Raw genomic sequence first — 13,875 nt, 5'->3', positions numbered from 1 at the left:
TGGAATGGGAATCGATCGCCAGCTCCACTCGGTTAGGGTCCCGTGTGGGCGGGATAGCCAACAGGTACTGCCAAATGACAACTAGATTCCGGAGATCGAGCACTTGAGCACCGAACTCGTGCCAGCCCTTGAATGGACCGACCTCGACAAGAAGGCCGTCGACGTCGTCCGGGCCCTGGCGATGGACGCAGTGGAGAAGGCGGGCTCGGGTCACCCCGGCACCGCCATGAGCCTGGCCCCCGCCGCATACCTGCTGTTCCAGCGCGTGATGCGCCACGATCCCAGCGACCCCAACTGGGCGGGCCGCGACCGGTTCGTGCTGTCGTGCGGCCACACCAGCCTGACGCTCTACATCCAGCTCTACCTGTCGGGCTACGGCCTGACGCTCGACGACCTGCGGCGGCTGCGCCAGTGGGACAGCCTGACCCCGGGGCACCCCGAGCACGGCCACACCGCCGGCGTGGAGACCACCACCGGCCCGCTCGGCCAGGGCCTGGGCAACGCGGTCGGCATGGCGATGGCGGCCCGCCGCGAGCGCGGCCTGTTCGACCCCGACGCCGAGCGCGGCTCCTCGCCGTTCGACCACCACATCTGGTGCTTCGTCAGCGACGGCGACATCGAGGAGGGCATCAGCCACGAGGCCAGCGCCCTGGCCGGCCACCAGAAGCTCGGCAACCTCGTCGTCCTGTACGACGACAACCACATCTCCATCGAGGACGACACCCTCATCGCCAAGTCCGAGGACGTCGTCAAGCGTTACGAGGCGTACGGCTGGCACACCGAGAGCGTCGACTGGACCGCCGGCGGCGAGTACGAGGAGGACGTCCAGGCGCTGTACGAGGCGCTGGAGGCGGCCAAGGCCGAGACCGACCGGCCCTCCTTCATCCGGCTGCGCACGATCATCGGCTGGCCGGCGCCGAACAAGAAGAACACCGGCAAGATCCATGGCGCGGCCCTGGGCGAGGCGGAGATCGCCGCGACCAAGGAGATCCTGGGCATGGACCCGGCCAAGAGCTTCGACGTGCCGGCCGAGGTGCTGCAGCACGCCCGCGAGGTGGTCGCCCGCGGCCGTACCGAGCGTGCCGAGTGGGACAAGGGTTATGCCGAATGGCGCCTGGCCAACCCCGAGCGGGCCAAGGAGTTCGACCGCATCTCCCACCGCGAGCTGCCCGCCGGCTGGGCCACGGCCCTGCCCGAGTTCGAGACCGGCTCCTCGATGGCCACCCGCAAGGCCAGCGGCGAGGTGCTGGGCGCGCTGGCGCCGGTGCTGCCCGAGCTGTGGGGCGGCTCGGCCGACCTGGCCGAGTCGAACCTGACCACGATGAAGGGCGAGCCGTCCTTCATCCCCGAGGAGTACCAGACCAAGGACTTCCCCGGTAACCGCTACGGCCGCACCCTGCACTTCGGCATCCGCGAGCACGCCATGGGCGCGATTCTCAACGGCATCGCCCTGCACGGCGGCACCCGCCCCTACGGCGGCACGTTCCTGGTCTTCTCCGACTACATGCGCCCCTCGGTGCGCCTGGCCGCGCTGATGAAGCTGCCGGTCACCTACGTCTGGACGCACGACTCCATCGGCCTGGGCGAGGACGGCCCCACCCACCAGCCGATCGAGCACCTGTGGGCGCTGCGCGCCATCCCCGGCCTCGACGTCGTCCGCCCGGCCGACGCCAACGAGACCGCGCACGCGTGGAAGACGATCCTGGAGCACACCGACCGTCCCGCCGCCCTGGCTCTGACCAGGCAGAACGTGCCGGTCTACGAGGGCACGAGCGCCGACGGCGTGGCCCGCGGCGGCTACGTGCTGCGCGAGGCGTCCGACGGCCAGCCGCACGTGATCATCATCGCCACCGGCAGTGAGGTCGAGGTGGCCGTGCAGGGCCGCGAGCTGCTGGAGGCGCAGGGCATCCCGGCACGAGTGGTGTCGATGCCGTGTGTCGAGTGGTTCAACGGGCAGGACTCCGCGTACCGGCAGACCGTCCTGCCGAGCTCGATCAGGGCTCGGGTCGCGGTCGAGGCCGGCGTCGCGCTCGGCTGGCACCAGTTCGTCGGCGAGTGCGGCGAAGTGGTCAGCCTGGAGCACTTCGGCGCCTCGGCGCCGTACAAGACGCTGTACGAGCAGTTCGGGCTCACGGCCGAGCGCGTGGCGGCCGCGGCCAAGGCGAGCCTCGCCAAGCTGGGTCAGGACAAGGGCGAGACGACGGGAAACTGAGAAGAAGATGAGCGAGAACCTCAACAAGCTGTCCGGCCAGGGCGTTTCCATCTGGCTCGACGACATCAGCCGCGAACGGCTGCGCACGGGCAACCTCGACCAGCTGATCCGCGAGAAGAACGTCGTCGGGGTCACCTCCAACCCGACGATCTTCGCCGGCGCGCTCAGCAAGGGCGACGCCTACAACGCCCAGCTCCACGACCTGGCCGTCCGCGGCGTCACCGTGGAGGAGGCCGTCCGCGCCATCACCACGTACGACATCCGCTGGGCCGCCGACGTGCTGCGCCCGGTCTACGACGCCACCGGCGGCGTGGACGGCCGCGTCTCGCTGGAGGTCGACCCGCGGCTGGCCCGCGAGAGCGAGAAGACCGTGGCCGAGGCCAGGGCGCTGTGGTGGATGGTCGACCGGCCCAACCTGTTCATCAAGATCCCGGCCACCCTTGAGGGCCTGCCCGCGATCACGCAGGCGCTGTCGGAGGGCATCAGCGTCAACGTCACGCTGATCTTCTCGCTGGAGCGCTACCGCGCGGTCATGGACGCCTGGCTGGCCGGCCTGGAGGCCGCGCAGGCCAAGGGCCTGGACCTGGCCACGATCGAGTCGGTGGCCTCGTTCTTCGTCAGCCGCGTCGACACCGAGATCGACAAGCGGCTCGACAAGCTCGGCAAGCCGGAGCTGAAGGGCAAGGCCGGCATCGCCAACGCGCGCCTGGCCTACGCCGCCTACGAGGAGGTCGTCAGCTCCGAGCGCTGGCAGCGCCTGCGCGCCGCGGGCGCCCGTCCGCAGCGCCCGCTGTGGGCCTCGACCGGGGTGAAGAACCCCGACTACTCCGACACCATGTACGTCGACCAGCTCGTCGCCCCCGGCACCGTCAACACGATGCCGGAGAAGACCCTCGACGCCACCGCCGACCACGCGCAGGTCACCGGCGACACCGTGCGCCCCTTCTACGAGCAGGCCTGGAACACCATGGCCGCGCTCAAGGACGCCGGCATCGACTACGACGACGTCGTGCGGGTGCTGGAGGAGGAGGGCGTCGAGAAGTTCGAGGCGTCCTGGAACGAGCTGCTGGAGAGCGTCACCAAGAATCTGGTGCCATGATCGAGGTGTCCTACCGCGAGGAGGGGGTGGCCGCGGCCGCCTCCTCCGTCGCGGGGCGCCTCGTCGCCGACGGCGTGCCCGCGCGGCTGGCCGGCGGCGACCCCACGCTGTGGGGTGAGGACGCCGAGGCGGTGGCGGCGGTCCGGCTCGGCTGGCTGACGCTGCCGCGCACCTCCCGCGAGCTCCTTCCCGAGCTGGGCAAGCTCGTGGAGCGGGCGCGCGCCGAGGGCCTGACGAACGTGGTGCTGGCCGGGATGGGCGGCTCGTCGCTGGCTCCCGAGGTGATCTGCCAGACCGCCGACGTGCCGCTGACCGTGCTCGACACGACCGACCCCGCGCAGGTCCGGCGGGCGCTGACCGACCTGCTGGAGTCCACGGTCGTGGTGGTGGCCAGCAAGAGCGGCTCGACCGTCGAGACCGACTGCCACCTGCGCATCTACGAACAGATCTTCACCGAGGCGGGCATCTCGCCCGCCGACCGGATCGTGGTCGTCACCGACCACGGCTCGCCGCTGGAGCAGCGGGCCGTCGAGGGCGGCTACCACCTGGTGCTGGCCGTCCCCGACGTGGGCGGCCGTTATTCGGCGCTGTCGGCGTTCGGGCTGGTGCCCAGCGCACTGGCCGGGGCCGACGTCGAGCGGCTGCTGGACGACGCCGAGGAGGTGCTGCCGCTGCTGTCCCTGGACACCGGCAACCCCGGCCTCGACCTGGGCGCGGCCCTCGGTGGCGCGGCGCTGGCCGGGCGCGACAAGCTCGTGCTGGAGGACCAGCTCTCCGGCATCAACGGGCTGCCCGACTGGATCGAGCAGCTCGTCGCCGAGTCCACCGGCAAGCAGGGCCGGGGCATCCTGCCGATCGTCAACGCCGACCCCAACCACACCAGCGACGAGCTGGTCGTCGCGATCGAGTCCGACAACGGCGCCGTACGCGTCGACGGGCCGCTCGGCGGCCAGTTCCTGGTCTGGGAGTACGCGACCGCCGTGGCCGGGCTGCTGCTGGAGATCGACCCGTTCGACCAGCCGAACGTGGCCGAGTCCAAGGAGAACACCGCGGCCCTGCTGGCCCTGCCCGACCTGCCGCTGGGCGCGCCCGCGCTGGTCGACGGGCCCGTCGAGGTCTACGGCGCGGTCCGCTCCCACGACCTGCCCGGCGTGCTGGCCGAGCTGCTGAAAGCCATCCCGCACGACGGCTACCTGGCCGTGATGGCCTACCTCGACCGCCTGGCCGCCTTCGACGCGCCGGTGCCCGAGGGGGCCGACTTCGAGCAGATGACCGACGCGTGGATGATGGCCGACGCGGCCACGCTGCGCGCCCTGCTCGCCATCCGCACCAACCGGCCGGTGACGTTCGGGTGGGGGCCGCGTTTCCTGCACTCGACCGGCCAGTACCACAAGGGCGGGCCGCAGAACGGCGTGTTCCTGCAGATCACGGGTGCGGTGGCCGACGACGTCGCCGTCCCCGGGCAGCCGTACACGCTGGGGCGGCTCCAGCTCGCGCAGGCGCTGGGCGACCTGGCCGCGCTGGAGACCCGCGGACGGCCCGCCGTACGCCTGCACTTGACGGACCGCGCGACGGGTGTCGCGCATTTGCTCGCAGCCGCACAGGAGGTTTGAGATGACTGACGAAGCATCTCCTGAGGAGGAGGTCGTCGCGGTGGCGGCGGCCGTGGCGAACACCGCCACGACATTGGAGGTCGCCGAGGCCAACCCCTTGCGCGACCCGCGTGACAAGCGGCTGCCGCGGGTGGCGGGACCGTGCGTGCTGGTGCTGTTCGGCGTGACGGGCGACCTGGCCAAGCGCAAGCTGCTGCCGGCCATTTACGACCTGGGCAACCGCGGCCTGCTGCCGCCCGGCTTCTCGCTGGTCGGTTTCGCCAGGCGCGACTGGAAGGACCAGGACTTCGCGCAGTTGACGCACGACGCGGTCAAGGCGCACGCGCGTACGCCGTTCCGCGAGGAGGTCTGGAAGCAGATCCTCGAAGGCATCCATTTCGTGCCGGGCGAGTTCTCCGACGACGGAGCCTTCGACGCGCTGGCGATGGCGTTGGCGGAGATCGACCAGACCCGCGGCACGGGCGGCAACTACGCTTTCTACCTGTCCGTCCCGCCCAAGTTCTTCCCCGTGGTGGTCGAGCAGCTCAAGCGCACCGGGCTGTCCGACGCGCCCGAGGGATCGTGGCGGCGGGTGGTCATCGAGAAGCCGTTCGGCCACGACCTGAAGTCGGCCCACGAGCTGAACGAGATCACCACGTCGGCGTTCCCGGAGAGCTCGATCTTCCGGATCGACCACTACCTGGGCAAGGAGACGGTCCAGAACATCCTGGCGCTGCGCTTCGCCAACAACCTGTACGAGCCCATCTGGAACCGCAGCTTCGTCGACCACGTGCAGATCACCATGGCCGAGGACATCGGCATCGGCGGGCGCGCCGGCTACTACGACGGCATCGGCGCGGCCCGCGACGTGATCCAGAACCACCTGCTCCAGCTGCTCGCGCTGGTCGCCATGGAGGACCCGACCTCCTTCGACGCCTCGGCGCTGCGCCGGGAGAAGGAGAAGGTGCTCAAGGCGGTGCGGCTGCCGTCCAACCTGGGGCTCAACACCGCGCGCGGCCAGTACGCGGCCGGGTGGCAGGGCGGCGAGAAGGTCGTCGGCTACCTCCAGGAGGAGGGCATCTCCGCCGAGTCGACCACCGAGACGTACGCGGCCATCAAGCTGGAGATCGCCAACCGGCGGTGGGCCGGGGTGCCGTTCTACCTGCGTACCGGCAAGCGGCTGGGCCGCCGGGTCACCGAGGTGGCCGTGGTGTTCCAGCGGGCGCCGCACCTGCCCTTCAGCAAGACCGACACCGAGATCCTGGGCCAGAACGCCCTGGTCATCCGCGTCCAGCCGGACGAGGGCATCACCGTGCGGTTCGGGTCGAAGGTCCCGGGCACCGCCATGGAGGTGCGCGACGTGTCCATGGACTTCGCCTACGGCGAGTCGTTCCTGGAGTCCTCGCCGGAGGCGTACGAGCGGCTGCTGCTCGACGTCATGATCGGCGACCCGCCGCTCTTCCCGCACCAGCGCGAGGTCGAGCTGTCCTGGACGATCCTCGACCCGATCGAGGACTTCTGGGCCACGCAGGGACAGCCCGAGGCCTACGAGTCGGGCTCGTGGGGCCCGGAGTCGGCCGACGCGATGATGGCGCGCGACGGCCGCGTGTGGAGGAGACTCTAGTGACGACGTTCATGCTGTCGGACACGACGGCCGGCAAGATCTCGGCGCAGCTCATGCTGCTGCGCCACCAGATGGGCGCGCCCGCCATCGGCATGGTGCTGACCCTCGTGGTGGTCTCCGAGGAGCGCCACCAGTACGACGCGCTGCGCGCCGCCACCGAGGCGGCCCGCGAACATCCCTCGCGCATCATCGTGGTGATCAAGCGGGAGGAGGCCGAGCCCAACCGGCTCGACGCCGAGCTGCGCATCGGCGAGAACACGCCGGGCGAGGTCGTGGTGCTGCGCCTGTACGGCGAGCTGACCCAGCACGCCGACTCCGTCGTCAGCCCCCTGCTGCTGCCCGACACCCCCGTGGTGGCCTGGTGGCCGGGCGCGGCCCCCGACGTGCCGTCCAAGGACGCGATCGGCGCCCTGGCCCAGCGGCGCATCACCGACGCCAAGGGCTTCGAGAACGGCGGCGCCGCGTCGCTGGTCACCCGCGCCAAGGGGTACGCCCCCGGCGACACCGACCTGGCCTGGGCCCGGCTGACGCCGTGGCGCAGCCTGCTGGCCGCCGCGTTCGACCAACCGGTGGGCAAGGTGCGCAAGGGCGTGGTGGAGGCCAGCGCCGGGCACCCGAGCGCGCCGCTGCTGGCGGCCTGGCTGTCGGAGCGGCTGGGTGCGCCGGTCAAGGTGGGCGAGTCGGCCGGTCCGGGCCTGACCGCCGTACGGCTGCAGACCGGCGACGGCGAGCTGTCGGTCATGCGTTCCGACGCGCGGCTGGCCACGCTGTCGCGGCCCGGCCAGCCCGACCGGAACGTGGCCCTGGCCAGGCGGCACACCTCCGAGCTGATGGCCGAGGAACTGCGCCGGCTGGACAGCGACGAGGTCTACGAGGCCGCCGTCAAGCGCTTCGCCCGTACGTACAAGGGCTGACCCCCTCCACTTGAGAAAGAAGTGTCGTGAGCGTTCCCAACGTTGTCGTGCACCGCGACGCCGACGTCCTGGCCAAGGCCGTGGCGGCGCGCATCATCACGCGCCTGGTCGACGTGCAGTCGGCCAAGGGGTCGGCCTCGATCGTGCTGACCGGCGGCACGGTCGGCATCGCCACGCTGGCCGCCATCGCCGCCACGCCCGCCCGTGACGCCGTCGACTGGCGGCGCCTGGACGTCTGGTGGGGCGACGAGCGTTTCGTACCCACCGGCGACAAGGAACGCAACGAGACCGGCGCCCGCCAGGCGCTGCTCGACCACGTGGACCTGGACCCCGGCCGGATCCACGTCATGCGCGGCCCCGACTCCGGCATGACGGCCGAGGAGTCGGCCGAGGCGTACGCCGCCGAGCTGCGCGCCGCGGCCCGCCCCGAGGACCACGGCCCGGTGCCGGCCTTCGACGTCATGCTCCTCGGCATGGGCCCCGACGCGCACGTGGCCTCGCTGTTCCCCGGCATGCCCGCCCTGTACGACACGCGCCCGGTCGTCTCCGTGCACGGCTCCCCCAAGCCGCCCCCCACCCGCATCTCCCTGACGCTGCCCGCCATCCAGGCGGCGCGCGAGGTGTGGGTGGTGGCGGCCGGCGAGGAGAAGTCGGGCGCGGTACGCCTGGCCCTGTCGGACTCGGGACACGTCCAGGTGCCCGCGGCCGGCGCCCGCGGCCGGGCCGGCACCCTGTTCCTCCTCGACCGCGCCGCCGCCACCAAGATCCCCCCAGAACTGGGCCGCCTTGCCTCCCCCTGACCTCGAACGCGGGTCGCGGGCGCACGACGATCCTGGCCGTCAGAGGTCGGCGGTCAGGGTGTCGATCTCCTTGAGGAGGGTCTGCTTGCGGTCGGCGGCCAGGTAGGAGGCGTTGACGGCGTTGCGGGCCAGTTGGGCCAGCTCGGTGGCGCCCAGGCCGAGCACGTGGGCGGCGGCGCGGTACTCCCCCGCCAGCGTGGTGGCGAACATGGGCGGGTCGTCGCTGTTGAGCGTGACGTACAGGCCCTCCTCCAGCATCCGGGGCAGCGGGTGGGCGGCGAGCTCGGGCACCTGGCCGGTGCAGACGTTGGAGGTGGGGCAGACGTCCAGGGGGAGCTGGGTCTCGCGCAGGTGGGCGACCAGGCGGGGGTCGGACAGGCAGTTGATGCCGTGGCCGATGCGCTCGGCGCCGTAGCCCTCGATGACCTCCCACATCGTCTCGGGGCCGCTCATCTCGCCGCCGTGCGGGACGCTGTGCAGGCCGGCGGCGCGTGCGGCGGTGAAGGCGTCGCGGTAGGCGTCGCGGTACTTGGGGCGGTCCTGTTCGATGCCTCCGATGCCGAAACCTACCAATGCGGCGGGAGGTTCGCGCAGAGCGTGGTCGACGGTGATCCGGGCGGCCTCCTCGCCGTACTCGCCGGGGATGTCGAAGATGTAGGCCATCTCCACGCCGTGGTCGGTCAGGGAGCGGCGGGCGGCCAGGTCGAGGGCCTCGGTCACCTCGCGCATGGGCATGCCGACCACGTGATGGGCGTACGGGGTGACCTGCAGCTCGGCGTACCGGCCGCCCTGTCCGGCGAGGTCCCTGGCCAGGCCGAGGACGAGGGTGGCGACGTCCTCGGGCTCGCGGACCAGGCTGTTGACGGCCTGGTACACGCGGGCGAAGTGGGGGAAGTCGAGGAAGGTGTAGAAGCGGCGCAGTTCCTCCTCGGTGGTCGGGACCTCACTGCCGGGATGCCGCCGGGACAGCTCCAGCACGGTGTCGACCGAGGCCGATCCGACCAGATGTACGTGCAGCTCCACCTTGGGCAGCGCGTCGATGAAGGCGTCGATGGTCATGGCGAAGACCATAAGCCTGAGCTTTCCTTCTGATACAGGGAATCGGGCGAAATTTCACCTTAAGATGTCAAGATTCGGGCTGCGGGGTAGGCTCCGGGGTTGTGAGGGATCCTGAGGCCTACGACCGCGGCTTCGCGCGGCTCAGCTCGCACACCGTCCAACCCCTGCTCGCCGCCGTGACCCGAGTCGCCGCCGTGACCCGAGTCGACACCGCGCCCCCAGGCGACACCCCGACCCGAGATGTCGCCGCGGCCCCAGGCGCCGACGTGACACCACGCTCGGAAGGCCGGGTGGAGCGGCGTCCTGAGGTCGGCGTTCCAGAGGGGCGTCGGGAGCGGATTCTTGACGTCGGATGTGGCACCGGCGTGGTCACGGCGGCCGCGCTCGCGGCCGGCGCCGAGGTCACCGCCGTGGACGCCGACCCCGCCATGCTGGAGTTGGTCGCCCGCCGCCACCCCGCCGCCACCGTCCGCCGGGCCACCCTGCCCGTCCTGCCGTTCGAGGACTCCTCCTTCGACGCCGTGGCGGGCAACTTCGTCGTCAACCACGTCGCCGACGTCCCGGCGACGCTCGCGGAGTTGCGCCGGGTGCTGCGTCCTGGCGGCGCCGTCGCGCTGACCTGGTGGAAGTCCGACGAGATGACGGCCACGAACGTCTTCGCCGAGGCCCTGGCGGCGGCGGGGGTGCCGTACGAACCCCCGGTCCGCCCCTTCGCCGCCGTGGAACGGCCGGAACGCTTCGCCGGGCTGCTGGAGCAGGCGGGCTTCACAGCCGTGGACGTGCGGACGCTGCGCTGGCGGCACCGGGTGGACGTCGCCGCCTGGTGGAGCGGCGTGGTCGAGGCGGGCGGCCCGCGTTTCGAGACGATCGCCCGTCAGCCGCCGGAGACCTACGCCCGCGTCCGGGCCTGCTACGACCGCCTGGCCGCCCCGTACGCCGGCACGGGCTTCCCCGTCTGCGCCCACCTGGCCCGCGGCGTGCGCTGATCGGGCGCAGGACCGGAGGACAGCCCCCATGAGCGGCGGGTTCCTGCGCTTTCGGCGGCACGCCCTTCAGCGGTGGGCGATCTCCTCGAACCGTACGCCCGTGAGCTGCGCGGACACCTCCCACAGCCGCCGCGCGACCTCCTCGGACCTGGCCGTCTCCGAGGGCGTGAGCAGCTTCAGCCGGGGGCCGACGAACTCGCCGCCGGTGATGTCCGGCGAGGTGGCGGCGTACAGCGAGGGGGCGGCACCGGCGTCGGCCGACTGGAGGAACAAGTGCAGGAGGGGCTGCAGGGGCCCCAGCTTGACGAAGCGGGTCGCGGTGGCACCCGGGTGGGTGGCCACGCTGATCAGGCCCGTACCGGCGCTGCTGGCCCGTCGCTGGAGCTCCAGGGTGAAGAGCAGGTTGGCGAGCTTGGACCGTCCGTACGCGCTCATCCGGCCGTAGCCGCGTTCCAGGGCGAGGTCGTCGAAGTCGAGCCTGCCCATGGAGTGCGCGTCGCTGGAAACGGTGACCACGCGGGCGTGCGGAGCGGCCAGGAGCCGTGGCAGGAGCAGCCCGGTGAGCGCGAAGTGGCCGAGGTGGTTGGTGCCGAACTGCAGCTCCCAGCCCTCCTTGGTCAGCTGACGGGGGATCAGGCCGATCCCGGCGTTGTTGATCAGCAGGTCCACCTTGTCCACCGTGTCGGCGAAGCGCCGGATCGAGGACTGGTCGGCCAGGTCGAGTGCGCCGTACGCGACGTCGGCCCCCGGCACGGCCCGCCGGATCTCCGCCACGGCGGCCTCGCCCTTGTCCGCCGAGCGGGCGGCCACGACGACGCGGGCGCCGTGCCGGGCCAGCTCGCGGGCGGTGGGCAGGCCGATGCCGCTGTTGGCGCCGGTCACGATGGCCGTTGTGCCGGTGAGGTCCGGGATGTCGGCGGGCGTCCAGGGGGCCATCGCCCCTCCTTGCAGGTGTACGAACGCGTTTCGTGCACCTTAGTCCAGTCGGCGGCGGGCGTGACGCTCCTCGCGGCGCGTGACCTCCAGACGTTGCCGGACCTCCTCCAGCCGCTTGCGGGCCTTGGCCAGCTTGCGTTCCAGCCGGGCGACCTTCTCGGCGCGCTCGTCGTGGTCGCGGGTGACCGACTCCAGCGCCTCGGCCCACTCCCGGTGGGCCGCCTCGGCCTCCGCGCGCTCCTTCGCCTTCCTGGCCTCCTTCGCCTCCTTGGCCTCCTTGGCTTCTCGGGCCTGCCTCGCCTCGGCCTCCGCCCGCGCCCGCGCCTCGGCCGCCGCGTCCCCAACGGCCCGCCCACGCCCACGCGCTCCGGGCCGGAGCTCGCTGGAGGGGGCGGTGGCCGGCGCAGCGGCGGGCGCGGTGGAACGGGCGGTGGCGGGCGCGGGGGCGAAGCCGCTGTAGCTGAGCGGTTTGGCCAGGCGGCCGGCCCGCACCTGGTCGGCGGCGCCGGCGTCCACGACGGCCGCGTCCAGCGTCTGGTCCACCTCCGAGGCGGCCGCCGCCGACAGGCCGCCGGCCTGCCTGGCCAGCCTCGCCACCTTGGCGGTCGCCTCGCCACGCGACCGGGTCAGCTCGGCCAGCGCCTCGGCGTCCTGCGCCTGCCAGGCCGCACGCAGCCGCTCCCCCACGCCGAGCAGTTCGGCCAGCTCGGCGGGGTGCTCCCGGGCCAGCCGGTTGACCGCCCAGGCCGAGACGGTGGGCTTGCGCAGCTTCGCGATGTCCCGCGAGAGCCGTACGTCGCCCGCCTCCTTGGCCGCGCGGACCTCGGCCGCGCGGGCGGCGGTGAACTCCGCCGGCGGGACTGCGTAGAGGCGGCCGGCCACCTCGTCAAGATCCACACAGGACAAATACCCCACACGGCGGGGTTTGTAGCGCATAGTGGAGGCAGCCCCAGTCGAACGGAGGCCCCCGGTGTTCGAACGCTTCACCGACCGTGCGCGCAGGGTCGTCGTGCTCGCCCAGGAGGAGGCGCGGCAGCTGAGCCACGACTACATCGGCACGGAACACATCCTGCTGGGCCTCATCCGCGAGGGCGAGGGGCTGGCCGCGCTGGTGCTCGACGGCTGCGGCGTGGAGCTGGAGCACGTACGGGCCTTCGTGGAGCGCGAGGTGGGCCGCGGGGCCAGCTCGCCGAGCGGGCACATCCCCTTCACCCCGCGCGCCAAGAAGGTGCTGGAGCTGTCCCTGCGCGAGGCCCTGCAACTGCGCCACAACTACATCGGCACCGAGCACATCCTGCTCGGGCTGATCAGGGAGGGCGAGGGGCTGGCCGCCCAGGCTCTGGCGGACACCGGCGCCGATCTGGCCGACGTCCGGCAGCGCCTGCTCGACCGGGTGGGCCGCGGCACCAGGGAACGTCCGACGGAGGTGTACTTCGGCGGCGGCTCGGTGCTCGCCGAACGGCTCACCCGCATCGAGGAGAGCCTGGAACGCATCGAGCGCCACCTGGGCATCGGCCCGGCCGCCGCCGGCCCGGCCGCCGCCGACCCCGAGTCCGGCGGGCCCGAGGAGGGCCTAGGCTGAGGCCCGCGCGCCGACCGGCAGCCGCGCCTCCACGACGCCGGGGTCCTCGGTCCGGCCGAGCGAGGCGCCCAGCGTGGTCAGCAGGCCGCGCATCCGCGCGTTGTCGGCCAGCAGGGTGGCCCTGACCTCCGCGTACCCGAGGTCGCGCGCCTGCCGCACCAGCATCCTGGCCAGCACGGCGCCCAGGCCACGCCCCTGCCAGCGGTCCTCGACCAGGAAGGCCATCTCGGCGATGCCGGGGTCGGGGGTGAACATGAGGTTCGCCATCGCCACGACCTGGCCGTCGTGTCCGGCGACCAGCGAGAAGCCCCTGCCGCGGTCGCAGAGCCGGTCGAACGCGCGCGGCGGGAGCGCGGGCATCGAGGTGAAGTAGCGGAACCTGCGGGCCTCGGGCGAGCATCTGTCGTGCAGGTCGCGCACCGCCTCGCGGTAGATCGTGGTGAGCGGCCGCACGGTGATCTCGGCGCCGTCGGCCAGTTTCAGTGCGCGTTCGGACGGGGTCTGCTCGGGCGCGGGCTGGGCGAGCCGGGCGAAGGAGGCCGCGCGGGCGGCCTCGGTCAGCGTGAACGGCAGCCCGGTGCGGCGCAGCCGGACCGCGCGCCGCCGCGCCACGGGCACGACGAGCAGGGTCGGGTCGGGGAGATCGCTCACCGGTTCACCATAGATCCACCGGGCGTCGTCCGCGCGCAGCAGCTCGGCCAGCAGCTCGGGCAGCCGCCAGGGCGTGGAACGCAGCCGGGAGGCCAGCAGCAGCGCTCTGGTCGGCTCGTCGGTCAGCTCGTGGGCGGTGGCGGGCACCACCTGGACGCGCCGGCCGCCGGCGGCCTCCAGCGCCTCGCGCACGGCCTCAGGGCCGGCCGGGATGTCGGCCACGAACTCGTCGACCGTGCCGTCGGCGTCGGACTGGACGCTCAGGCCGAGGATGTTGCCGCCCCTGGCGGCCAGGGCCGAGGCCAGCGAGGCCAGCCGTCCGGGTCGCTCGTCCACCGTGGTCCGGATGCGCAAGAATCCCATGGGAGGAGCATGCCTGGGACGTGTTACATGCCCGCTAACGACGGGTTTCATCACGAA

11 protein-coding genes and 1 pseudogene are annotated in these 13,875 nt (G+C 72.3%); 8 read left to right on the top strand and 4 right to left on the bottom strand.

The window, feature by feature from the left end; genetic code table 11:
* Window positions 1-181 precede the first annotated feature (181 nt).
* From tkt to pgl, 6 genes are read left to right on the top strand one after another with little or no spacing between them, the layout of a single operon-like run.
* Window positions 182-2,212 carry a transketolase gene (tkt, locus tag ACFYUV_RS43340; protein WP_387680351.1) on the top strand — a complete coding sequence of 677 codons (2,031 nt, stop codon included), beginning with the start codon at window positions 182-184 and terminating at the stop codon, window positions 2,210-2,212.
* 7 nt (window positions 2,213-2,219) lie between these two features.
* The gene (gene tal, locus ACFYUV_RS43335) at window positions 2,220-3,311 is read left to right on the top strand and encodes a transaldolase (protein ID WP_352364404.1); all 1,092 of its coding nucleotides are present in this window, start codon (window positions 2,220-2,222) and stop codon (window positions 3,309-3,311) included.
* Window positions 3,308-4,924 carry a glucose-6-phosphate isomerase gene (locus ACFYUV_RS43330; RefSeq protein ID WP_387679981.1) on the top strand — a complete coding sequence of 539 codons (1,617 nt, stop codon included), beginning with the start codon at window positions 3,308-3,310 and terminating at the stop codon, window positions 4,922-4,924. The genes tal and ACFYUV_RS43330 overlap by 4 nt, the downstream gene beginning before the upstream one ends.
* A 1-nt stretch (window position 4,925) precedes the next feature.
* On the top strand, window positions 4,926-6,527 hold the full coding sequence (gene zwf / locus ACFYUV_RS43325; protein ID WP_387679978.1) for a glucose-6-phosphate dehydrogenase: 1,602 nt from the start codon (window positions 4,926-4,928) through the stop codon (window positions 6,525-6,527).
* On the top strand, window positions 6,527-7,441 hold the full coding sequence (gene opcA, locus ACFYUV_RS43320; protein WP_352323011.1) for a glucose-6-phosphate dehydrogenase assembly protein OpcA: 915 nt from the start codon (window positions 6,527-6,529) through the stop codon (window positions 7,439-7,441). The genes zwf and opcA overlap by 1 nt, the downstream gene beginning before the upstream one ends.
* A gap of 26 nt (window positions 7,442-7,467) precedes the next feature.
* Entirely contained in the window at window positions 7,468-8,241 is a 774-nt protein-coding gene (pgl, locus tag ACFYUV_RS43315) for a 6-phosphogluconolactonase (protein ID WP_387679975.1), read from the top strand.
* 39 nt (window positions 8,242-8,280) lie between these two features.
* On the opposite strand, the gene add is transcribed toward pgl, so the two are convergent.
* Window positions 8,281-9,300: an adenosine deaminase gene (gene add / locus ACFYUV_RS43310; protein WP_387679972.1), complete on the bottom strand. Its 1,020-nt coding sequence runs from the start codon at window positions 9,298-9,300 to the stop codon at window positions 8,281-8,283.
* Window positions 9,301-9,401: 101 nt separating this feature from the next.
* Here add and ACFYUV_RS43305 point away from each other — a divergent pair, with 101 nt between their 5' ends.
* Window positions 9,402-10,286: a class I SAM-dependent methyltransferase gene (locus ACFYUV_RS43305; RefSeq protein WP_387679969.1), complete on the top strand. Its 885-nt coding sequence runs from the start codon at window positions 9,402-9,404 to the stop codon at window positions 10,284-10,286.
* A 66-nt stretch (window positions 10,287-10,352) separates the two neighbouring features.
* Here ACFYUV_RS43305 and ACFYUV_RS43300 read toward each other — a convergent pair whose 3' ends face one another.
* Together ACFYUV_RS43300 and ACFYUV_RS43295 are read right to left on the bottom strand one after the other, a co-directional pair.
* On the bottom strand, window positions 10,353-11,222 hold the full coding sequence (locus ACFYUV_RS43300) for an oxidoreductase (protein ID WP_387679966.1): 870 nt from the start codon (window positions 11,220-11,222) through the stop codon (window positions 10,353-10,355).
* 39 nt (window positions 11,223-11,261) lie between these two features.
* Window positions 11,262-12,119, bottom strand: coding sequence for a hypothetical protein (locus tag ACFYUV_RS43295; protein WP_387679964.1), 858 nt, complete (start codon window positions 12,117-12,119; stop codon window positions 11,262-11,264).
* A 73-nt stretch (window positions 12,120-12,192) separates the two neighbouring features.
* Here ACFYUV_RS43295 and ACFYUV_RS43290 point away from each other — a divergent pair.
* Window positions 12,193-12,609: pseudogene (locus ACFYUV_RS43290) on the top strand (Clp protease N-terminal domain-containing protein); the annotation flags it as partial.
* Between the two features lie 186 nt (window positions 12,610-12,795).
* On the opposite strand, the gene ACFYUV_RS43285 reads toward ACFYUV_RS43290, so the two are convergent.
* On the bottom strand, window positions 12,796-13,818 hold the full coding sequence (locus ACFYUV_RS43285) for a GNAT family N-acetyltransferase (RefSeq protein WP_387679962.1): 1,023 nt from the start codon (window positions 13,816-13,818) through the stop codon (window positions 12,796-12,798).
* Window positions 13,819-13,875: the final 57 nt, after the last annotated feature.

The sequence above is a fragment of the Nonomuraea sp. NPDC003560 genome (assembly GCF_042878785.1).
In the GTDB taxonomy this organism is placed as follows: Bacteria; Actinomycetota; Actinomycetes; order Streptosporangiales; family Streptosporangiaceae; genus Nonomuraea.
Note: the sequence above shows the minus strand (reverse complement) of the source record. Positions and strands in the feature narration are given on the sequence as shown.